This is a genomic window from Streptomyces sp. NPDC039423 (assembly GCF_055598725.1).
In genome coordinates, this window is the sequence record NZ_JBVKAH010000007.1 from 83,282 (window position 1) to 103,335 (window position 20,054).

Sequence of the window (20,054 nt, forward strand, 5' to 3'; positions counted from 1 at the left end):
GAGAGAGAGAAACGATCGTGGTCCGCGCCGCCGTCCTGCCCGCCATAGGTGCTCCGCTGGAGATCACCGGCATCGAACTCCCGGAGCCCGGCCCCGGCCAGGTGAGGGTCCGCCTCGCCGCCGCCGGCGTCTGCCACTCCGATCTGTCGCTGTCCAACGGCACCATGCGGGTGCCCGTCCCCGCCGTCCTCGGCCACGAGGGCGCCGGCACCGTGCTCGCCGTGGGCGAGGGCGTCACCCACGTCGCCCCCGGCGACGGCGTCGTCCTCAACTGGGCGCCGTCCTGCGGCTCCTGCCACCCCTGCACGCTCGGCGAGGTGTGGCTGTGCGCCGACGCCCTCACCGGCGCGGGCAACGTCCACGCGGTCACCGAGGACGGCAGGGAGCTCCACCCGGGCCTGAACGTCGCCGCGTTCGCCGAGGAGACCGTCGTCGCCGCCAACTGCGTGCTCCCCGTCCCCGACGGGGTACCGCTCACCGACGCCGCCCTCCTCGGCTGCGCCGTCCTCACCGGGTACGGGGCGGTCCACCACTCCGCGCGGGTCCGCGAGGGCGAGTCCGTCGTCGTGTTCGGCGTCGGCGGGGTGGGCCTCGCGACCCTCCAGGCGGCGCGGATCGCGGGCGCGGGGCCGGTCATCGCGGTCGACGTCTCGCCCGAGAAGGAAGGGCTCGCCCGGCGGGCCGGGGCCACCGAGTACCTGGTCGCCTCCGAGACCACGGCCAAGGAGGTCCGGAAGCTCACCGGCGGGCACGGCGCCGACGTGGCGGTCGAGTGCGTCGGCCGCGCCGCCACCATCCGTACCGCCTGGGACTCCACCCGGCGCGGCGGCCGCACCACGGTCGTCGGCATCGGCGGCAAGGACCAGCAGGTGACGTTCAACGCCCTGGAGATCTTCCACTGGGGCCGGACGCTCTCGGGCTGCGTGTACGGCAACTCCGACCCCGCCGCCGACCTGCCCGTCCTCGCCGCGCACATCCGCGCCGGACGGCTCGACCTGGACGCGCTCGTCACCGAGCGGATCGGGCTCGAGGGCATCCCGGCGGCGTTCGACAACATGCTCGCGGGCAAGGGCGGCCGCGCCCTGGTGGTCTTCTAGGCCTCCGCACCCGCCCGACCGGGAACCTCCCGGTCCCGCCCGGCCCGGCGGACGCCCCGGCCCGCCCCGCGCGGCCGGGGCGTCCGTGCGTCGGCGCGCCGCGGGGCCGCGCGGCTACCGTTCGGCCCCGGCCGAAGCGTCCCGCGCCACGGAGCCGCCCGGGGGCGGTGCGTCCCGTACGCCCTCGTAGCGGACCGCCAGTCCGTCCAGCAGCGCCCGCAGGCCCGTTTCGAAGGCGCCCTCGTCGACCTGCTCCTGGCGTTCGGCGAGCAGATGGGCCTGGCCCAGGTGGGGGTAGTCGGCCGGGTCGTACGCCGTCTCGTCGTCGACGAAGCCGCGGGCGAACGAACCGAGCGCCGAGCCGGTGATGAAGTACCGCATCAGCGCGCCGATGTGGGTGGCCTGGGCCGGGGGCCAGCCCGCGCGGACCATGGCGCCGAAGACGGCGTCGGCGACCCGGAGGCCCGCCGGACGGCGGCCCGGCCCCCGGGCCAGCACCGGGACGACGTTCGGGTGGGCGGTGAGGGCCGCGCGGTAGGAGACGGCCCAGTCGTGCAGGGCCGTACGCCAGTCGCGGCCGTCGGACTCGTCGAACATCGACAGGTCGACCCGGGCGCTCACGGAGTCCGCGACCGCCTCCAGGATCTCGTCCTTCGTCCGGAAGTGGTTGTAGAGCGACGGCCCGCTGACGCCCAGCTCGGCGGCGAGACGCCGGGTGGAGACGGCGTCCAGGCCCTCCGCGTCCACGAGCGCGGCGGCCGTGGCGACGATGCGGTCTCGGCTGAGGAGGGGCTTGCGCGGTCGGGCCATGCGGCACATAGTAGGCCTGGCACAAGAAACTAGCAGTGATAGTTAAAGTGGGGTGTGCGGGTATGGACCTGGAGCTGAGCGACGAGCAGGAAGCCGTCCGGCAGCTCGCCGAGGACTTCGTCCAGCGCGAGATCGCCCCGCACGTCGTGGCGTGGGACCGCGCCGAGAACGTCGACAAGTCGATCGTCAAGAAGCTCGGCGCGCTCGGCTTCCTCGGCCTGACCGTGCCGGAGGAGTACGGCGGCTCGGGCGGTGACCACCTGGCGTACTGCCTGGTGACCGAGGAGCTGGGGCGCGGCGACTCCTCCGTGCGCGGCATCGTCTCCGTCTCCCTCGGCCTGGTCGCCAAGACGGTCGCGGCCTGGGGCGACGAGGAGCAGAAGCGGCACTGGCTGCCCCGGCTCACCTCCGGCGACGCGATCGGCTGCTTCGGCCTCACCGAGCCCGGCACGGGGTCCGACGCCGGGAACCTCACCACCCGGGCCGTGCGCGACGGCGGCGACTACGTCATCGACGGCACCAAGATGTTCATCACCAACGGCACCTGGGCCGATGTGGTGCTCCTCTTCGCCCGGACCGGGGACCGCCCCGGCCACCGGGGCGTCTCCGCCTTCCTCGTCCCCACCGACACCCCCGGCCTCACCCGCCGCACCATCCACGGCAAGCTGGGCCTGCGCGGCCAGGCCACCGCCGAACTGGTCCTGGAGGGCGTCCGGGTCCCCGCCTCCGCCCTGCTCGGCCCCGAGGGCAAGGGCTTCTCCATCGCCATGTCCGCGCTCGCCAAGGGCCGGATGTCGGTCGCCGCCGGCTGCGTCGGCATCGCCAGGGCCGCGCTGGACGCGGCCGTGCGGTACGCGGGGGAGCGGGAGCAGTTCGGCAAGCCCATCGCCTCGTACCAGCTCGTCCAGGAGCTGATCAGCGACATCGCGGTGGACGTGGACGCGGCGCGGCTGCTCACCTGGCGGGTCGCCGATCTCGTCGACCGGGGCGAGGAGTTCGCCACGGCCGCCTCCAAGGCCAAGCTCTTCGCCTCCGAGGCCGCCGTGCGCTCCGCCAACAACGCCCTCCAGGTCTTCGGCGGTTACGGCTACATCGACGAGTACCCGGTCGGCAAACTCCTCCGCGACGCCCGGGTGATGACCCTCTACGAAGGCACCAGCCAGATCCAGAAGCTCATCATCGGCCGCGCCCTGACCGGGGTCTCCGCCTTCTGAGTACGGTGTGAGTACGGGTACGGATACGGGCCGTGCCACAGCCGCGCATCCTGTCCCCATGAGTGACACACCGGTCAAGCAGCAGAACACCGCCGCCTACTACGGCCAGGCCGTCGCGTCCTTCGCGGTCGCCCTCGGCGCGGTCGCGCTCGGCATCTTCAACCTGGAGACCGACGCCTGGGTGCGCGCCTTCCTCGGCATCGCCGTGCTCTACCTCACCACCTCCGCCTTCACCCTCGCCAAGGTCGTCCGCGACCGGCAGGAGGCCGGGCAGATCACCAGCCGCGTCGACCAGGCCCGGCTGGAGAAGCTGCTCGCCGAGCACGACCCGTTCCAGAAGCTCTAAGCGCTTGCTCACTGTCGGGGTATGGTGTTCCCTCCCACGACCACCGGAAGGGGCGAACGATGAGCACGGCGGAGGAGACGGCCGGCGGCGAGGACACGCCGTGGGACGAGGTGACCCCCGACGCGGCCAGGCGGCTGCTCGTCGCCGCCGTCGAGGCCTTCGCCGAGCGCGGCTACCACGCCACCACCACCCGCGACATCGCGGGCCGGGCGGGTATGAGCCCGGCGGCGCTCTACATCCACTACAAGACCAAGGAAGAGCTGCTCCACCGGATCAGCCGCATCGGCCACGTGAAGGCCCTGGAGATACTCCAGGCCGCCGCCGACGGCCCCGGGACCGCCGCGGAGCGGCTCGCCGACGCCGTACGCTCCTTCGTCCGCTGGCATGCCGGACGGCGCACCACCGCGCGCGTGGTGCAGTACGAACTCGAGTCGCTCGGCGCCGAGCACCGCGAGGAGATCTTCGAGCTGCGCCGCATGAGCGACGCCGCGGTGCGCCGGATCATCAACGAGGGCGTGGCGGCGGGCGAGTTCGACGTCCCCGACGTCTCCGGCACCACCCTGGCGGTGCTCTCGCTCTGCATCGACGTGGCCCGCTGGTTCAGCACCGCCGGACGCCGGACGCCCGACGAGGTCGGCGCGCTCTACGCCGACCTCGTCCTGCGCATGGTGGGGGCCGGGGCCCCCGGCGCTCAGAAGTAGTAGCGGGACAGGGACTCGGCGACGCACACCGGCTTGTCGCCGCCCTCGCGCTCCACCGTGACCACGGCCGTCACCTGCACACCGCCGCCCGCGTCCTCGACGTCCTTGAGGAGGGCCGTGGCGCGCAGCCGCGAGCCGACCGGCACCGGGGCGGGGAAGCGGACCTTGTTGGTCCCGTAGTTCACGCCCATCCGCATGCCCTCCACCCGCATGATCTGCGGTACGAGGAGGGGCAGCAGCGACAGCGTGAGGTAGCCGTGCGCGATGGTCGTCCCGAAGGGTCCCGAGGCGGCGCGCTCGGGGTCCACGTGGATCCACTGGTGGTCGCCGGTGGCCTCGGCGAACAGGTCGATCCGCTTCTGCTCGACCTCCAGCCAGTCGCTGTGCCCGAGCTGTTCGCCCACCGCGCCGCGCAGCTCGTCGGCGGACGTGAAGATCCTCGGCTCTGCCATGTCCCGGCTCCCTGACTCTCGATGTCTAAGCGCTTGCTCAGCATGCTGGCCGGGTGCGCTCCTGTCAACGGATCGCCGGGGACGACCAGTAGGGTTCGAGGGGTGCCGCAGCTTCCAGAGAAGATCCACGAGCTCACCGTCGGCCAGCTTTCCGCGCGCAGCGGGGCGGCCGTCTCGGCCCTGCACTTCTACGAGTCCAAGGGCCTCATCAGCAGCCGCCGCACCAGCGGCAACCAGCGCCGCTACAGCAGGGACGCGCTGCGCCGGGTCGCCTTCGTGCGCGCCGCGCAACGCGTGGGCATCCCGCTGGCCACGATCCGGGACGCCCTGGCGCGGCTGCCCGAGGAGCGCACGCCCACCCGGGAGGACTGGGCGCGGCTGTCCGAGGCGTGGCGCGCGGAACTGGACGAGCGGATCAAGCAGCTCGGCCGGCTGCGCGACCATCTGACCGACTGCATCGGCTGCGGCTGCCTCTCCCTGGAGACGTGCGTGCTGTCCAACCCGGACGACGTCTTCGGTGAGCGCCTCGCCGGCTCCCGCCTGCTGCCCGAGGCGCGGCGGCCGGCCGGCCGGAAGACCCCCGGGTCCGAAGCGCCGGCGTAGCCCCCGCTCGCGGTGCCGGGGCGTCAGGCCGGCGGGGGGAGGCCCGGGTCCATGCCGGGGCGGCCGAACAGGAGGTCGTACCCGGGCGGAAGCTGGAGGAGTATCCGGCGCATCAGGTCCTCGTCCGCGGTGTCGGCCACGACGCTCAGCACCGCGCCGATGTCCCACTTGGCCGTCTCCTCCGTGGCACCCTCGATCCACGCCGCCGTGGCCCGTACGAACCGGTCGGGCCCGAGCGGTTCGGCGGCCGGGAGCGGGTTGAGCAGCACCAGGGCACAGGTTTCCGGCAGGCCGGCGGCCAGCTCGGCCCGCTCGTTGCCGACGAGATGGGCGCCCAGCAGCGCCAGGACGACCCTGGCCGCCCGGTCCGCCTCCCGCCGGGAGGGGTATTCACCGCGTTCCTGTACCGCGGTCAGGAACGCGTCCCAACGCATGCGCATCTCTCTTCCCCTCGGTACCTCGATCGACGGGCCCGGGCGGGGCCGGGAGGAACCGGGCCCCGCCCGTCTCTCGCGCTGCGGCGGCGGGCCGGGTCAGCCGCTGATCTGCTTGCGGTCGCTGCCGCCGCTGATCTCGATCTTGCGGGGCTTGGCCTGCTCGGCGACCGGGATCCGCAGCGTCAGGACACCGACGTCGTACGACGCCTCGATGCGCTCGGTGTCCAGCGTCTCGCCCAGGAAGAGCTGGCGGCTGAAGGTGCCGGACGGCCGCTCGGCGATCACCATCTCGGCGTCGCCGTCCGGGGCCGTACGCCGCTCGGCCCTGACGGTGAGGACGTTGCGCTCGACGTCCAGGTCGATGCTCTCGGGCGTCACGCCCGGGAGGTCGAGCCGGACGACGAAGGTCTCCCCCTCGCGGTAGGCGTCCATCGGCATGGCCGCCGGGTGGGTGCCGGTGCCCAACAGGCGCTCGGTGAGCCGGTCGAGCTCACGGAAGGGGTCGGTCCGCATCAGCATCATCGGTCCCTCCTCTGCGTCATCACGGATGCTGCTGACGTCTGCTTTTTCTTATAGCTCGGCCGGTGAAAGTTGACAAGCCACGACTCAAGAAAACTCACTCGCGCGCTCCTGGCCGGCCGCGTGCCCGCGCCGCGGCGGGCACGTGTCCGCCCGGCGGTCACGCCCGGTACGCCCGCGCCGCCTCCACCAGCCGCGCGTTCGACCCCGCGGGCCGCCCGTCGGGCAGGACCAGCGTGTCCTCCAGGCCGACGCGGGTGTCCAGCCCCAGCCGTACCGCCAGGCGCAGCACGGGCCAGGCCCCGCCGTCCTCGCCGTGCAGCAGGACCGGCACGCCACGGGCACCGCCCAGCTCCGCCAGCAGCGCCCGGGCCGTGTCCCCGGCCGTCGCCGCGTCCCGGTCCGTCACCTCGGCCAGCACCCTCGTCACCCGGGGCGCCAGGGGCGACGCCAGGAACCGCCGCGCGCCGTCCGTACCGGACCAGACACCGGCCTCCACGCCCACGCCGCGCTCCAGCAGCGCGGCGGCGACCTCCTCGGCGCCCGGCTCGTGCCAGTTGACCGAGGCGTGGTCGGGCAGCACCGTCCAGGAGCGCACCCGCTCCACCCGCCGCCGTGGATCCGGCTCGGCCCAGGCGCCCGTGGTCACCCCGACCGGGACGTCCACCACCTCCCGTACCGCCCCGAGTGCCGCGGCCACCACCCGTGGGGACATCGTGTCGTCCCCGCACGGTGTCTTGGGGTGCAGATGGACATCGGCGGCCCCGGCCGCGACCGCGCGGGCGGCCGCCTCGGCCAGCGCGGCGGGCGACACGGGGACGGCCGCGGCGTCACCGGGCCCGCGGCTCCCGTTCAGACAGACCTGGATCATGCCCCGATGGTGGCATCCTCCACCGGCGACGGGCCCGCCACCGGCGACGGGCCCACGACCGGCGAGGGGCGTACCGGCCGGGCTGAGGGGGCGTGCCGACGCAGTCGCGCGCCCCCGCTCGTTGCCCGCACTCACGCCACCGACACGAGTTCCCGGCGCCGTTCCCGTTTCGCCGTCGCCAGCGCGTCGGGCGTCAGCACCGCCTGCGGCACCACCACTCCGCAGTGGGTGCACACCGGTCCGAACCACGGCTCGTTCGACAGGTCCGGTCGCCAGACGATCGCGTCCCCCGCGCACACCGGGCAGTGCTCGCCGGGGCCGGCCTCCAGGGCGGTGATCAGCCGGCGCAGCGCCTCCGCCAGGGGCACCGTCGGGTGCAGCGACGGGTCGTCGCACCGCGCTATGCCGTTGCCGCCCCACGTGCGCCGGTGCCAGTCGTCGATCCAGCCGGGCCGCCGCAGCCCGTCGTGCTTCTCGCGCCTGCGGCGCGCGGCGAACTTCTCCTCGTACGCGAGCCAGACCGCCCGTGCCTCCTCCAGCTCGTCGAGCGCGGCCACCAGCCGCGCCGGATCGGGTTCCCGGTCCTCCGGCCCGAACCTGTGCCTGGTGCACAGGTGGTCCCAGGTCGCCCGGTGCCCATAAGGGGCGAACCGCTCAAGGCACTTGCGCAGCGAGTACCGCCGCAGCGCCAGATCACATCCCGGATCACGCACCTGTCTTGCAAGACTCCGGAAACCGGCCATTGCACTGCCACCTCCGTCACTCGTACTTCGGCGTCGATGAATGGACGTACGGGTTCCCGGTTCGGCTCCATCGAAAAACGAATGACGCCCATCAGCGGGACATCTGACGTGAAATGTCCCCACGGCGCCGGGAGTGGCGCTCCGGCGGAACTGACGCTCCCTCACCACACAGCGGGTACGGCGGCGTCCGGCCGCGCACGAACACCCCCATACCCGGCCGTACCGCCCGCGCGACGGCAACGGCGGGATACCACCGCTCCGGACGGCCGGTCCCCGGCGCCGCCACCCCGGCGGCCGTGGCCGGTTCGGCCACCGGCCCCACCGGATCAGCGGTACATCAGGTACCGCCGGCGCATCGCGCGGAAGGCCGCCAGGTCCGCCTCCCAGGCGCCCACGACCTCGTCCGTGTCCGCGCCCGCGTCGACCAGCGTCCGGACCCGGGTCGAACCCGTCAGCTTGTCGATCCAGTTGTCCGCCCGCCAGGCGAACCCGCTCCAGCTCCGTTTCGCCGTCACCAGCAGACCGATACCCGCGCGCACCGGATCGAACGCCTCCCGGTCGTGGACGTGCACCTGCACCCCGCCCACCGTCCTGCCCTGGAACTTGGAGAACACCGGGGCGAAGTACGCCTCCCGGAAGCGCACGCCCGGCAGGTCCAGGGCGTTCGCGGCCTCCGCCCAGCGCCGGTCGACGCCCTCGGCGCCCAGCAGTTCGAAGGGCCGGGTCGTCCCCCGCCCCTCCGAGAGGTTCGTGCCCTCGAACAGACACGTCCCGGAGTACACCAGCGCCGTGTCCGGCGTCGGCATGTTGGGGCTCGGCGGCACCCACGGCAGCCCCGTGGCGTCGAAGAAGTCCGACCGCCGCCACCCCGACATCCGTACCGTCGCCAGCTCCACCGGCTTCGCCAGGAACTCCCCGTTGAACAGCCGCGCCAGTTCCGCCACCGTCATCCCGTGCGCCTGGGCGATCGGCTCCCGCCCCACGAAGGTCGCGAACGGCCGCTCCAGGACGGGCCCCAGCGCGGCCCGCCCGGTCACCGGGTTCGGGCGGTCCAGCACCATGAGACGCTTACCCGCGAGCGCCGCCGCCACCATGCAGTCGTACAGCGTCCAGATGTACGTGTAGAAGCGGGCGCCCACGTCCTGGATGTCGAACACGACCGTGTCGACGCCCGACGCGGTGAAGACGTCCGCCAGGGGCTGCCCGCTCTTCAGGTACGTGTCGTAGACCGGCAGCCCCGTCGCCGGGTCGTCGTACCGCCCCTCCGAACCGCCCGCCTGGGCCGTGCCCCGGAACCCGTGCTCGGGGCCGAACACCGCCACCAGGTCCACCCGGTCGTCGGCGTGCATCACGTCCACGATGTGCCGGGCCCCTGCCGTCACCCCCGTCGGGTTGGTCACCACGCCCACCCGCTGCCCGGCCAGCGCCGCGTACCCGTCGGCCGCGAGCCGGTCGAAACCGGTCCGCACCCGCCGGCCGCCCCCGTGCGCGACGGCGGGCGCCGCGGCCGCCACCGCCCCGGCCGCACCGCCGGCGACCAGCAGACCCCGCCTGGACACGCTCATCCGCACACCTCCGTGACGACCGACCGTTCCGGCCACGCACGCTAGCGCGCCCCGCGCCGCCAGGGAACGAACACGGCACGACGGCCTTCCCTCCGCACATACCGACTGGTTAGTCTGTCGCTCGTCCGTGGTCATCGGTCACCCTCACCGGGCGCCGGCCACAGGTCGCCGGGCACCGGCGACAGGCCGCCCGGCACCGGTCACCGGCACCGCGGGCACGCCAGACACCAGTCACCAGAGAGGCGGGTCCCGATGAGCACGACGGTCCAGGGCGCGGGCGTGGTCGTCACCGGAGCGGGCGGCGGTATCGGAGCCGCCCTCGCGCGCAGGTTCGCCGCGGAAGGGGCCCGCGTCGTGGTCAACGACCTCGACCCCGCCCGCACCAAGGCCGTCGCCGACGAGATCGGCGCCACCGCCGTCCCCGGCGACGCCTCCGCGATCGTCGACGAGGCCCGCGAGGCGCTCGGCGGCACCGTCGACGTCTACTGCGCCAACGCCGGCCTCGCCTCACCCGGCGACGCCTTCGCCGGCGAGGACGTCTGGGCGGCCGCCTGGGACGTCAACGTGATGGCCCACGTCCGCGCCGCCCGCGCCCTGCTGCCCGACTGGCTGGAGCGCGGCTCGGGCCGCTTCGTCTCCACCGTCTCCGCCGCCGGGCTGCTCACCATGGTCGGCGCCGTGCCGTACAGCGTGTCCAAGCACGGCGCCTACGCCTTCGCCGAATGGCTCTCGCTCACCTACCGCCACCGCGGCCTGAAGGTCCACGCGATCTGCCCGCAGGGCGTCCGCACCGACATGCTCACCGCCGCCGGCTCGGCCGGGGACCTCGTCCTCGCCCCCACCGCCATCGAACCCGAGGACGTGGCCGACGCGCTGTTCGAGGGCATCGAGTCCGACCGCTTCCTGATCCTGCCGCACCCCGAGGTGGCCGGTTACTACCGGGCCCGTGCGAGCGACCCCGAACGCTGGCTGAACAATATGAGCCACATCCAGCAGAAGTGGGAGGGCAGCGGGCAGTGAACCCGACGACCTCGATCTACGCGGCCAAGCCCTGGCTCGCCCAGCTCAGCGACGCCCAGCGGGCGCCGGTCCGGCCGGCGGCCACCCTGGTGCACGCCCTCCGCGCGGCCGCCGCCCGCGCCCCGGAGCACCCCGCGCTGGCCTATTTCGACGGTCGCCTGACCTACCGCGAGACCGACGCGCTCTCCGACTCGGTGGCCGGACACCTGGCCTCCCGGGGCATCGGCCGCGGCGACCGGGTCGCGGTCATGCTCCAGAACACCCCGCACTTCGTCCTCGCCCTCCTCGGCGCCTGGAAGGCGGGCGCCACCGTCGTCCCGCTGAACCCGATGTACAAGTCGGCCGAGGTCGCCCACGCCCTGGACGACTCCGGGGCGAGCGCGCTGGTCTGCTCCGACCGCGCCTGGGAGGCGTACCTCCGCGGGACCGCCGCGGCCTCGTCCGTGACCGTCGTCCTCACCGCCTGCGAGAAGGACCTCCAGACCCGCGACGACCCGCGCGTCCTCGGCTTCGAGCGGCTGCCCGTCCCGGCCGACACCCACGACCTGGTCGCCGTCGCGCGGGCCGGGCACCCGGCGCCCGACGGGCGGGACCCCGCCGGCCCCGACATCGCCCTGATCAGCTACACCTCCGGCACCAGCGGCACCCCCAAGGGCGCCATGAACCGGCACGACGGGATCATGTACAACGCCGAGCGGCAGCGCACCGGCCACCCCGTCGAGGAGGGCGCGGCCTACTTCGCCCTCGCCCCGCTCTTCCACATCACCGGCCTGGTCTGCGAACTGGCCGCCTGCGTCGCCAACGCGGGCACCCTCGTCCTCGCGTACCGCTTCGAGGCGGGCGTCGTCCTGGACGCCTTCGCCGAGCACCGTCCCGCCTACACCGTCGGCCCCTCCACCGCCTTCATGGCCCTGGCCGCCCACCCCGCCGCCACGCCCGGCCACTTCGCCTCCTTCCGGGTGATCTCCTCCGGCGGCGCCCCGGTGCCCCCGGCGCTCGTCGAGAAGTTCCGCACCGCGTTCGGCCCCTACATCCGCAACGGCTACGGCCTCACCGAGTGCACCGCCCCCTGCGCCTCCGTACCGCCCGAGAAGGAGGCGCCGGTCGACCCCGTCTCCGGCACCCTGTCGGTCGGCGTGCCGGGACCCGCGACCGTCGTGCGCATCCTGGACGAAACGGGCGCCGAGGTGCCGTTCGGCGAGCAGGGCGAGATCGCGGTACGCGGCCCCCAGGTCGTCCCCGGCTACTGGCGGCTGCCGGAGGCCACCGCCACGACCTTCCCGGACGGCGAACTGCGCACCGGCGACATCGGCTTCATGGACCCGGACGGCTGGCTCTACGTCGTCGACCGCAAGAAGGACATGATCAACGCCTCCGGCTTCAAGGTGTGGCCGCGCGAGGTGGAGGACGTCCTCCACACCCATCCGGCGGTCCGCGAGGCGGCCGTCGTCGGGGTCCCCGACGCCTACCGGGGGGAGACGGTCAAGGCCTACGTCAGCCTCCGGCCCGGCGCCTCGATCGAGCCCGCCGAGCTGTCCGCGTACTGCGAGCGGCGGCTGGCGGCGTACAAATATCCCCGCGAGGTCGAGATCCTGCCGGAACTCCCCAAAACCACGAGTGGGAAGATCCTCAGGCGGGAACTGCGTTACCCCGCGTAAGACGACGGCGACACGGACGCGGACACGAGAGAGGTGGCGGCACATGGCCAGGACGACGGACGGGAGCGGCACCCCCGTCCCCCAGAGGCTGCTGGCCACCGCCACCCGGCTCTTCGCGGAGCGCGGCTACGACCGCACCTCCGTCCAGGAGATCGTCGAGGCGGCGGGCGTCACCAAGGGCGCCCTCTACCACTACTTCGGCTCCAAGGAGGACCTGCTCCAGGAGGTGTACTCGCGCGTGCTGCGGCTCCAGCAGGAGCGGCTGGACGCCTTCGCGGGCGCGGACGCCCCGGTGGAGCAGCGGCTGCGCGACGCCGCCGCCGACGTGGTGGTCACCACCATCGACAACCTCGACGACGCGTCGATCTTCTTCCGGTCGATGCACCACCTGAGCCCGGAGAAGAACAAGCAGGTGCGGGCGGAGCGGCGCCGCTACCACGAGCGGTTCCGGGCCCTCATCGAGGAGGGCCAGGAGGAGGGCGTCTTCTCCACCGCCACGCCCGCGGACCTGGTGGTGGACTACCACTTCGGCTCGGTCCACCACCTGTCCACCTGGTACCGCCCGGGCGGGCCGCTCAGCCCCCAGCAGGTGGCCGACCACCTGGCCGACCTGCTGCTGAGGGCGTTGCGGCCCTGACGCCGGACGTCAGTTGGCGTTCACCAGGTCGTGCGCCGGCACGGTGACCGTACGGGCGCCCTTCTTCCCGCCGAGGACGATCTTGCGCAGCGCGCTGTTGTTGGTCAGGTCGGTCTCCTTGAGCCGCTTCGCCGGGTTGGCCAGCACCTGGATGTAGTAGGTGCCGTTCGGCAGCGTGGTGATGTCGAAGGACTGGCCGGGCAGGTCCTGGGTGTAGGTGTCGCCGGAACCGACGTCCAGCACCTCACGCACCGAGATCGAGTTCTCCTGGCCGCAGGCCGTGGACAGGTCGGTGTTGTACGGGTGCCAGTTGGCGTTCTTCACCGTGTAGTCGACCGCGTCCGTGTTGGCCAGGCAGAAGGCCTCCTTGCCGCTGCGCACGGCCTCCTTCTGGTCCGCCTTCAGCAGCCGGTAGCTGGCGAAGTCGGTGAAGTGCCAGTGCACGTGGCCCGGGCGCGGGTCCCACTCCATGGTGCCGGTCGGGGTGTAGCCGACCTGCTTGCCCTTGGCGTCGTAGAAGTACTGGTAGGCGTCCATCAGCTCCTTGCCGGGGGAGCGGAAGCCGTCGACGACGAGCTGGGCGGGGCCGGCGTTCCACACGTTGGCGCTGAAGGCGAGGAAGTCCTTGCCCTTGTCGGGCCCCTCGGTGGCCGGCGGGCTGACGGTGATGCCGTAGGCGGGCAGCGAACGGAGGTCGGGCTTGGGGACGTCGGGCACGGTCGCCTTGCCGGTCGGCCGCTTGGGGACGGCCTTCACCGCGGGCGCCTTGCGGGAGCCGTCGGTCTGGCCGCCCCCGTCACCCATCCGCGCCCCCGCCTTCAGGCCCTGCCGCTTGACCGCCCACGGCACGGCGGGCGGTGCCGGGATCAGAGGCCCGTGGCCCACGTTGTACGAGGGTCCCGCACCGCTGGTGGGAGCCGCGGGCGCCGCCGGGGCCACGGCCCCGTGCCCCGCGTGCCCGCCCGCGGTGCCGTGCCCGGCCGCCGCGGTGCCGTGCCCGGCCGGAGCCGGGTGCGTGCCGTGGCCCGCCGGAGCGCCGTGCCCGTCGTGCCCGGCGGCGGACGGGGCCGCGTGCCCGTCGTGCCCGGCCGGGGCGGTCACCCCGGTGTGGCCGGCCGCGTGGGTGTCGCGCCGCGCGGCGGACGCCACTCCGGCGCCGCCCCCCTCGCCGCTGACCTCGCGCACGGTCACCTTGACCGTCTGCGGCTTGTCCGCGATGCCGAAGACGTCCCGGTAGCGCTTCGCCACGGACACCTTGGCCGTGTAGGTGCCGGCCGGCAGGACGACGGGCCGCGAGTAGACGCCCGCGTACGTGTTGGCGGCCCAGCCCTGCTCCACGCCCCACACGGAACCGAGCGTGAAGGGGTTGGTGGGGCAGCTCTCCGGATACTTCGACGTCGCCGGGGCGTCGGGCCGGACCCGTCCCGAGGCGTTGTTGGGGCAGAAGTCCTCCGTGCGGTTCAGCACGGTCTTCCCGGCCGCGTTGGTGAGGGTGACCTGGACGAACCCGGGCAGCCCCGAGAAGTCCTTCACCAGGCCCGCGGGCAGCGCCTTGGCGCGGGTCCTGTTCCCCTCGCGGACCATCTGCGTGGCGACGACCGGGTCCTTGTAGGACTTGCGGGTCACCCTCAGTTCCAGCGGGGCGCCCTCGGCGGTGAGGTAGGTACCGAGGTCGAGGTAGACGCCCGGTTCCTCCTTGTAGGAGTCGAGCGTCACCGACTTGGCGGCGGCGATCAGGCTGAGCTGCGGGGTGGACGGGGCCGCCTTGCCGTCGGGCGCGGCGGCGACGATGCCGGCGGTCACGGCGACGGCCGCGGTTCCGGCGATCACCGAGCGCCCGAGACGGGTCTGGTGGGATCTGGTCATCGTTCCTCGTTCTGCGAGTGCCGATCGGGGACGGAGGGCGGCCGGCGCGCGTGGTCGGGGCGCGTGGCCGTCTCCGGCCCGTGAGAGCGTCCCCGGGTCCTGTGGGTTGGCTGTGAACCGGTCACCCCCGGATCCTTGGCCGAAACCAGTCACCGGCCGCCGGACCGGACCGCCCCGCGGTTCCCGTCGCCGGGCCTCGCACGCGGAGGAGCCCGGGACCACGAAGGCCCCGGGCTCCACCCGCTTCCGTACGGGAACTCAGAGGTACGCCTTCAGCTCCCGCCGCGCCAGCGACCGCTGGTGCACCTCGTCCGGGCCGTCCGCGAGCTTCAACGTGCGTGCCGACGCCCACAGTTCGGCGAGCGGGAAGTCCTGGCTGACGCCTCCCGCGCCGTGCACCTGGACCGCCTTGTCGATGATGTCCACCACCGCGCGGGGCGTGGCGATCTTGATGGCCTGGATCTCGGTGTGGGCGCCCCTGTTGCCGACCGTGTCCATCAGCCAGGCCGTCTTCAGCACCAGCAGCCGCAGTTGCTCCACCGTCACCCGGGCGTCGGCGATCCACCCCTGCACCTGCCCCTGCGCGGCCAGCGGCTTGCCGAAGGCGGTACGGGACACCGCACGGCGGCACATCAGCTCGATCGCCCGCTCGGCCATGCCGATCAGCCGCATGCAGTGGTGGATGCGCCCGGGGCCGAGCCGGGCCTGGGCGATGGCGAAGCCGCCGCCCTCCTCGCCGATCAGGTTCGCCGCCGGCACCCGGACGTCCTCGAAGACGACCTCGGCGTGTCCGCCGTGGGAGTGGTCCTCGTACCCGTACACCTGCATCGCGCGCCGGACGTGCAGCCCCGGGGTGTCGCGGGGCACCAGGACCATCGACTGCTGGCGGCGGACGTCCTCGCCGTCCGGGTCGGTCTTGCCCATCACGATGAAGATCGCGCAGTCCGGGTTCATCGCCCCGGAGATGTACCACTTGCGGCCGTTGATGACGTAGTCGTCACCGTCCCGCCGGATCCGGGTCTCGATGTTGGTCGCGTCGGACGAGGCCACCTCGGGCTCGGTCATCGCGAAGGCGGACCGGATCTCCCCGGCGAGCAGCGGCCGCAGCCACCGCTCCTTCTGCCGCTCGTCGCCGAACTGGGCCAGCACCTCCATGTTGCCGGTGTCCGGGGCCGCGCAGTTCAGCGCCGTGGGCGCCAGGTGCGGGGAGCGGCCGGTGATCTCGGCGAGCGGGGCGTACTGGAGGTTCGTCAGACCGGCGCCGTGCTCCTCGTCGGGCAGGAAGAGGTTCCACAGGCCCTGCCGGCGCGCCTCGGCCTTGAGATCCTCGACCACCGCCGGGGTGTCCCACGGGGAGGCGAGCTTCGCGCGCTGCTCGTGCGCGAGCTCCTCCGCCGGGTAGACGAAGTCGTCCATGAAGGCGAGGAGTTTCGCCCGCAGTTCCTCGGTGCGCGCGTCGAATGCGAAGTCCATGGGTGACGGTCAGCCTTCCTGGAGGGTGGTGAGGCCGTGCTCGATGAAGACCGGGACCAGCTCGCCGATCCGGTCGAAACCGGCGCCGACGGTCTGCCCGAGGGTGTAGCGGTAGTGGATGCCCTCCAGGATCACGGCGAGCTTGAACCAGGCGAACGCCGTGTACCAGGAGATGGCGGAGGTGTCGCGGCCGGAGCGGTCGGCGTAGCGCTCGACCAGCTCGGCGGGCGAGGGGTGCCCGGGCGCGGCCGCGGTGGTGGAGACGGGGGAGTGCGGCAGGTCCAGCCGGACGCTGTACATGGCCAGCAGGCCCAGGTCGGTGAGCGGGTCGCCGAGCGTGGACATCTCCCAGTCCAGGACGGCGTTCACCCGGTCGTCCTCGCCCAGCAGCGCGTTGTCCAGGCGGTAGTCGCCGTGCACGACGGTCGCCGCGGGGGAGCGCGGCAGGTCACGGCCCAGGGCGGCGTGCAGCTCGTCGATCCCGGCCAGCTCGCGGCTGCGGGAGGCGTCGAGCTGCTTGCCCCAGCGCCGGAGCTGCCGGTCCAGGAAGCCGTCGGGCCGCCCGAAGTCGCCGAGCCCCACGGCCGCGGGGTCCACCGCGTGCAGGTCGACCAGGGTGTCGACCAGGCCGAGGACGGCGGCCCGGGTGCGCCCGGGGCCGAGCGGGGCGAGCTGCGCGGCGGTGCGGTACGGGGTGCCGGACACGAACTCCATGACGTAGAACGGCGCTCCGAGCACCTCCTCGTCCTCGCACAGCACCAGCGGCTCGGGGACCGGCACCGCCGTCGGGTGCAGGGCGCTGATCACCCGGTGCTCGCGCCTCATGTCGTGGGCGGTGGCGAGGACGTGTCCGAGCGGCGGGCGGCGCACCACCCACTGGCCGGTGGAGTCGGTGACGAGGTACGTGAGGTTCGACCGGCCGCCCTCGACGAGGCGGGCGCTGAGCGGTCCGCTCACCAGGCCGGGCCGCTCGCGGTCGAGGAAGCCGCGCAACCGCTCGGGATCGAGACCTGGTGGGGGAGCTGAGCTCATCGTTCGCACCTCCGGATACGGGAAGACGGGTGGTGGTACGCAGCATGACCGACCAGTCGGTATGTCGTCCAGTACCGGACCGGTAATCGCCTGTGGGTATCCAGCTCCGGGGTCATGTCACTGAACAGCGTGCACAGGAGAGAACGCCGTCGCCGATCGACTGTGTCCCGCCCACCTCGCTCATCGCCGCTGCACCCGCCCTCTACCCTCCCGGCCCCGGCCCGCCGCCCGCCCCAAGCCCCGGCCGTCACCCGGTCACGGACATGAACGCGCGCTCCGGGCCCGGCGAGTGGGTGTGCGGCGGCTCACCCGTCCCCGGAGGCCGGCCGGCCTCGGCGCGGGCCCCGGGCGCACCCCGGTCGGTGGCGGCGGTCAGTGATCGTCCCAGTGGCCCTCGTGCGCCGCGTGCCGGTGTCCCTCGTGCACGTAGTCCATGTGGTCGCCGTGTGCGACGGCCGGGTGCCCGCACCCCTCGCCGTGCTCGTGGCTGTGCCCGCTGTGGGCGATGTGCTCCCCCGGCTCGCACTCGTCCCAGTGCCCGGAGTGCTCCCGGTGCAGGTGCCCGTCGTGGACGTAGTCCAGGTGGTCGTTGTGGACCATCGCCCGGTGCCCGCAGGCCGGACCGTGCACGTGGGTGTGCGAGGAGTGTTCCTGATGGAGAACGGTCATCGCGGGCCTCCGACGTCGAGGACGACACCACCAGGCTAGCCCTTTTTGTCGGCATTGATCGGTTTGTGGTTCCCTCCGCTTGCGAGCCGGCGGAGCGGCCCGGAGGGTCGGACCATGAAGGCCATCAGCTACCACCACTACGGCGGCCCCGAAGTCCTCGAGTACGGCGACCGGCCGGACCCCAAGGTGGGCCCGGACAAGGTGCTCGTCCGGGTGCGCGCTGCCGCCGTCAACCCGGTCGACTGGAAGGCCCAGGCCGGGTACCTCGACACGACCTTCGACACCGTCTTCCCGGTGATCCCCGGCTGGGACGTCTCCGGCGTCGTCGTCCAGCCCGGGGTGTCCGTACCGGAGTTCGCCGTCGGGGACGAGGTGATGGGGTACGTCCGCGAGGACGTCCTGTGCCACGGCACCTTCGCCGAGTACGTCGCGGCGCCCGTCCGCACCCTGGCGCGCAAGCCCCGCAACCTGGGCTTCGAGGAGGCGGCGGCCCTGCCGCTGGCCGGCCTCACGGCGTACCAGGCGCTGCACCGGGCGCTCGCCGTGCGGCCGGGCGACACCGTCCTGGTGAACGCCGCGTCCGGCGCCGTCGGCTCGATGGCCGTCCAGATCGCCCGGCACATCGGTGCCCGGGTCATCGGCGCCGCCCGCGGGAACGGCCTGGACCGGGTACGCGAGCTGGGCGCCGAACCGGTGGCGTACGGGGACGGCTTCACCGGACGGGTCAGGAAGCTGGCCCCGCACGGCGTGGACGCGGCCCTCGACACCGTCGGCGGTCAGGTCCTCAAGGACTCCGCCCACCTGCTCGCCCCCGAGGGCCGCCTGGCCTCCGTCGCCGACGGCGAGGTCGTCGCGCTCGGCGGCCACTACTACTGGGTACGCCCCGACATGGCCGACCTCACGGTCCTCGCCGAACTGGCCGAACAGGGCGCCCTGTCGGTCCGGGTCGCCCGCACCTTCCCCCTGGAGCAGGCCGCCGAGGCCCAGCGCGCCAACCGGGAGGGCGGCCTGCACGGCAAGGTCGTCGTCACCGTCGGCTGAGGCGCGGGCGGCGGAACCCGTGACACGCCGCCACGCTCACACCACCACCGCCACCCCGAACGCGGCCAGCGCCACCGTGCAGGCCGCCGCCGCGACCGCGCCGCGCGGCGTCATCGGGACCGGGCGCACCGGGGCCAGCGCCCCCACCCGGCGATGGGCGACGATCAGGAACGCCAGCCACACCAGCAGCGACAGCCCCGCCCCCACCAGTCCCGCCGCGTCCACCCCGTCGTGCAGCGCCTGCTTGGCGGCGAGCACCGCCGCGACCGTCGCCGACAGGGTCGTACGCCGCCACGCCAGCCGCGTCCGCTCCGGCTGGAGCCCCGGGTCGCGGCCGCCCACGTCCATCAGTCGCGCCAGCCGAACAGGACGACCACCACCATCGCGCCCGCGACCAGACCCACCGCCAGGCTCAGCAGCGTCGGGAAGCGGCTCACCGGCAGGTCCTCGCCCCGCCGCATCGCCCGCTCGCACCGCACCCAGTGGTTCACCGCCCGTAGCGCGCACAGCGCCCCGGCGGCCAGCAGGGCGAGCGCCATCCCCACCCGGACGCCCCACCGCAGGTCGGGCAGGAACTGGTCCACCGCGAACCCGCCGCCGACCAGCGCCAGCGCGGTACGGAGCCAGGCCAGGAAGGTGCGCTCGTTGGCGAGGGAGAACCGGTAGTCGGGCGTCGCGCCCTCCTCCCGGATCCGCTGCGGCGCGAACCACAGCCGCAGGCCCCGCACGAAGTCGCTCACATGATCAGACTACCGGCGCGGTACTCGCGCAGCCTTTCGTAGGCCGCCAGCCCGTCCGGCACCCACTCCCAGTCGCCCAGCCGCGCCTCCAGCTCCCGCTCCGGCAGGAACGCGTGCCAGGCGACCTCCTCGGCCTGCGGCTCCACCGGCAGGGCGCACCGCACCTCGTACACGGCCGACCACCACGACCCGCGCCCGCCCCCGTCCTCGTACAGGAACTTCAGCAGCGGCGTGGGCGCCGGCAGCCCGCGCACGCCCAGCTCCTCCTCCGCCTCCCGCAGCGCCGCCTCGTCGTAGCCCTCGCCCGCCCCGACGACACCGCCCACGAACATGTCGTACAGCGACGGGAAGACCAGCTTGGTGGCCGTGCGGCGGTGGACGAACAGCCGGTCCTCGGCGTCCCGGGCCAGGACGAACACGCACCGGTGCCGCAGGCCCCGCGCGTACACCTCGCCGCGCGGCGCCCGCCCCACCACCTCGTCGTGCTCGTCGACGACGTCCAGGATCTCTTCGGCAGCGCTCATGCGGCCATGAAATCACCGCCCGCCTGTTGACGTGTT

At 73.4% G+C, this 20,054-nt stretch carries 23 protein-coding genes; 9 read left to right on the forward strand and 14 right to left on the reverse strand.

From position 1 onward, the window contains the following. Nucleotides 1-17 precede the first annotated feature (17 nt). Nucleotides 18-1,097 (forward strand): zinc-binding dehydrogenase, encoded by a 1,080-nt coding sequence (locus tag ACZ7LK_RS22640; RefSeq protein WP_392275781.1) that lies wholly within the window; start codon nucleotides 18-20, stop codon nucleotides 1,095-1,097. A 114-nt stretch (nucleotides 1,098-1,211) separates the two neighbouring features. Here ACZ7LK_RS22640 and ACZ7LK_RS22645 read toward each other — a convergent pair whose 3' ends face one another. Continuing rightward, complete coding sequence (locus ACZ7LK_RS22645) at nucleotides 1,212-1,907, reverse strand: TetR/AcrR family transcriptional regulator (RefSeq protein WP_392275782.1); 696 nt, start codon at nucleotides 1,905-1,907, stop codon at nucleotides 1,212-1,214. 62 nt (nucleotides 1,908-1,969) lie between these two features. On the opposite strand from ACZ7LK_RS22645, the gene ACZ7LK_RS22650 reads away from it, so the two are divergent. From ACZ7LK_RS22650 to ACZ7LK_RS22660, 3 genes are read left to right on the forward strand one after another with little or no spacing between them, the layout of a single operon-like run. Further along, complete coding sequence (locus tag ACZ7LK_RS22650; protein WP_392275783.1) at nucleotides 1,970-3,121, forward strand: acyl-CoA dehydrogenase family protein; 1,152 nt, start codon at nucleotides 1,970-1,972, stop codon at nucleotides 3,119-3,121. A gap of 58 nt (nucleotides 3,122-3,179) precedes the next feature. After that, on the forward strand, nucleotides 3,180-3,467 hold the full coding sequence (locus ACZ7LK_RS22655; protein WP_392275784.1) for a YiaA/YiaB family inner membrane protein: 288 nt from the start codon (nucleotides 3,180-3,182) through the stop codon (nucleotides 3,465-3,467). A 59-nt stretch (nucleotides 3,468-3,526) separates the two neighbouring features. After that, a complete protein-coding gene (locus tag ACZ7LK_RS22660; RefSeq protein ID WP_471142959.1) occupies nucleotides 3,527-4,168 on the forward strand; it encodes a TetR/AcrR family transcriptional regulator in 642 nt (213 codons plus the stop codon). Here the strand turns inward: ACZ7LK_RS22660 and ACZ7LK_RS22665 are convergent. Continuing rightward, complete coding sequence (locus ACZ7LK_RS22665) at nucleotides 4,159-4,620, reverse strand: MaoC family dehydratase (protein WP_392275786.1); 462 nt, start codon at nucleotides 4,618-4,620, stop codon at nucleotides 4,159-4,161. The two genes, ACZ7LK_RS22660 and ACZ7LK_RS22665, sit on opposite strands and share 10 nt — an antisense overlap. A gap of 102 nt (nucleotides 4,621-4,722) precedes the next feature. Between ACZ7LK_RS22665 and soxR the strand changes: the two genes are divergently transcribed. Further along, the gene (soxR, locus tag ACZ7LK_RS22670) at nucleotides 4,723-5,223 is read left to right on the forward strand and encodes a redox-sensitive transcriptional activator SoxR (protein ID WP_392275787.1); all 501 of its coding nucleotides are present in this window, start codon (nucleotides 4,723-4,725) and stop codon (nucleotides 5,221-5,223) included. 23 nt (nucleotides 5,224-5,246) lie between these two features. Here soxR and ACZ7LK_RS22675 read toward each other — a convergent pair whose 3' ends face one another. From ACZ7LK_RS22675 to ACZ7LK_RS22695, 5 genes are all read right to left on the reverse strand, one after another. After that, nucleotides 5,247-5,663, reverse strand: coding sequence for a DUF2267 domain-containing protein (locus ACZ7LK_RS22675; protein WP_392275788.1), 417 nt, complete (start codon nucleotides 5,661-5,663; stop codon nucleotides 5,247-5,249). A gap of 93 nt (nucleotides 5,664-5,756) precedes the next feature. Continuing rightward, nucleotides 5,757-6,182, reverse strand: a complete 426-nt coding sequence (locus ACZ7LK_RS22680; RefSeq protein ID WP_392275789.1) for an Hsp20/alpha crystallin family protein — start codon at nucleotides 6,180-6,182, stop codon at nucleotides 5,757-5,759. Between the two features lie 157 nt (nucleotides 6,183-6,339). After that, complete coding sequence (locus ACZ7LK_RS22685; protein WP_471142964.1) at nucleotides 6,340-7,050, reverse strand: 3-keto-5-aminohexanoate cleavage protein; 711 nt, start codon at nucleotides 7,048-7,050, stop codon at nucleotides 6,340-6,342. Nucleotides 7,051-7,181: 131 nt separating this feature from the next. After that, the gene (locus tag ACZ7LK_RS22690) at nucleotides 7,182-7,793 is read right to left on the reverse strand and encodes a hypothetical protein (protein WP_392275791.1); all 612 of its coding nucleotides are present in this window, start codon (nucleotides 7,791-7,793) and stop codon (nucleotides 7,182-7,184) included. 326 nt (nucleotides 7,794-8,119) lie between these two features. Then, complete coding sequence (locus tag ACZ7LK_RS22695; RefSeq protein WP_471142967.1) at nucleotides 8,120-9,358, reverse strand: exo-beta-N-acetylmuramidase NamZ family protein; 1,239 nt, start codon at nucleotides 9,356-9,358, stop codon at nucleotides 8,120-8,122. Between the two features lie 252 nt (nucleotides 9,359-9,610). Between ACZ7LK_RS22695 and ACZ7LK_RS22700 the strand changes: the two genes are divergently transcribed. Genes ACZ7LK_RS22700 through ACZ7LK_RS22710 form a run of 3 tightly spaced genes read left to right on the forward strand, consistent with a single transcriptional unit; the run spans nucleotide 9,611 to nucleotide 12,673 of the window. Then, on the forward strand, nucleotides 9,611-10,378 hold the full coding sequence (locus ACZ7LK_RS22700; RefSeq protein ID WP_471142969.1) for an SDR family oxidoreductase: 768 nt from the start codon (nucleotides 9,611-9,613) through the stop codon (nucleotides 10,376-10,378). Beyond that, the gene (locus ACZ7LK_RS22705) at nucleotides 10,375-12,036 is read left to right on the forward strand and encodes a class I adenylate-forming enzyme family protein (RefSeq protein WP_392275794.1); all 1,662 of its coding nucleotides are present in this window, start codon (nucleotides 10,375-10,377) and stop codon (nucleotides 12,034-12,036) included. The genes ACZ7LK_RS22700 and ACZ7LK_RS22705 overlap by 4 nt, the downstream gene beginning before the upstream one ends. A 43-nt stretch (nucleotides 12,037-12,079) precedes the next feature. Beyond that, nucleotides 12,080-12,673, forward strand: a complete 594-nt coding sequence (locus tag ACZ7LK_RS22710; RefSeq protein WP_392275795.1) for a TetR/AcrR family transcriptional regulator — start codon at nucleotides 12,080-12,082, stop codon at nucleotides 12,671-12,673. Between the two features lie 9 nt (nucleotides 12,674-12,682). Here the strand turns inward: ACZ7LK_RS22710 and ACZ7LK_RS22715 are convergent, their stop codons facing one another. The 4 genes from ACZ7LK_RS22715 to ACZ7LK_RS22730 all read right to left on the reverse strand — a co-directional run bounded on the left by ACZ7LK_RS22715 (nucleotide 12,683) and on the right by ACZ7LK_RS22730 (nucleotide 17,713). Continuing rightward, on the reverse strand, nucleotides 12,683-14,539 hold the full coding sequence (locus tag ACZ7LK_RS22715; protein WP_471142972.1) for a lysyl oxidase family protein: 1,857 nt from the start codon (nucleotides 14,537-14,539) through the stop codon (nucleotides 12,683-12,685). Nucleotides 14,540-14,797: 258 nt separating this feature from the next. Beyond that, complete coding sequence (locus tag ACZ7LK_RS22720) at nucleotides 14,798-16,012, reverse strand: acyl-CoA dehydrogenase family protein (protein WP_471142975.1); 1,215 nt, start codon at nucleotides 16,010-16,012, stop codon at nucleotides 14,798-14,800. Nucleotides 16,013-16,021: 9 nt separating this feature from the next. Next, nucleotides 16,022-17,044, reverse strand: a complete 1,023-nt coding sequence (locus ACZ7LK_RS22725; protein ID WP_392275798.1) for a phosphotransferase family protein — start codon at nucleotides 17,042-17,044, stop codon at nucleotides 16,022-16,024. A 372-nt stretch (nucleotides 17,045-17,416) separates the two neighbouring features. Continuing rightward, nucleotides 17,417-17,713: a hypothetical protein gene (locus tag ACZ7LK_RS22730; protein ID WP_392275799.1), complete on the reverse strand. Its 297-nt coding sequence runs from the start codon at nucleotides 17,711-17,713 to the stop codon at nucleotides 17,417-17,419. Between the two features lie 114 nt (nucleotides 17,714-17,827). On the opposite strand from ACZ7LK_RS22730, the gene ACZ7LK_RS22735 reads away from it, so the two are divergent. Beyond that, nucleotides 17,828-18,754, forward strand: a complete 927-nt coding sequence (locus ACZ7LK_RS22735; protein WP_469463911.1) for an NADP-dependent oxidoreductase — start codon at nucleotides 17,828-17,830, stop codon at nucleotides 18,752-18,754. A gap of 36 nt (nucleotides 18,755-18,790) precedes the next feature. Here the strand turns inward: ACZ7LK_RS22735 and ACZ7LK_RS22740 are convergent, their stop codons facing one another. Genes ACZ7LK_RS22740 through ACZ7LK_RS22750 form a run of 3 tightly spaced genes read right to left on the reverse strand, consistent with a single transcriptional unit; the run spans nucleotide 18,791 to nucleotide 20,018 of the window. After that, a complete protein-coding gene (locus tag ACZ7LK_RS22740) occupies nucleotides 18,791-19,102 on the reverse strand; it encodes a DUF202 domain-containing protein (RefSeq protein WP_392275801.1) in 312 nt (103 codons plus the stop codon). Beyond that, nucleotides 19,102-19,494 (reverse strand): YidH family protein, encoded by a 393-nt coding sequence (locus ACZ7LK_RS22745; RefSeq protein WP_392275802.1) that lies wholly within the window; start codon nucleotides 19,492-19,494, stop codon nucleotides 19,102-19,104. The genes ACZ7LK_RS22740 and ACZ7LK_RS22745 overlap by 1 nt, the downstream gene beginning before the upstream one ends. Further along, nucleotides 19,491-20,018, reverse strand: coding sequence for an NUDIX domain-containing protein (locus tag ACZ7LK_RS22750; protein WP_392275803.1), 528 nt, complete (start codon nucleotides 20,016-20,018; stop codon nucleotides 19,491-19,493). Before ACZ7LK_RS22750 ends, ACZ7LK_RS22745 begins: the two co-directional genes overlap by 4 nt. Between the last annotated feature and the right edge of the window lie 36 nt (nucleotides 20,019-20,054).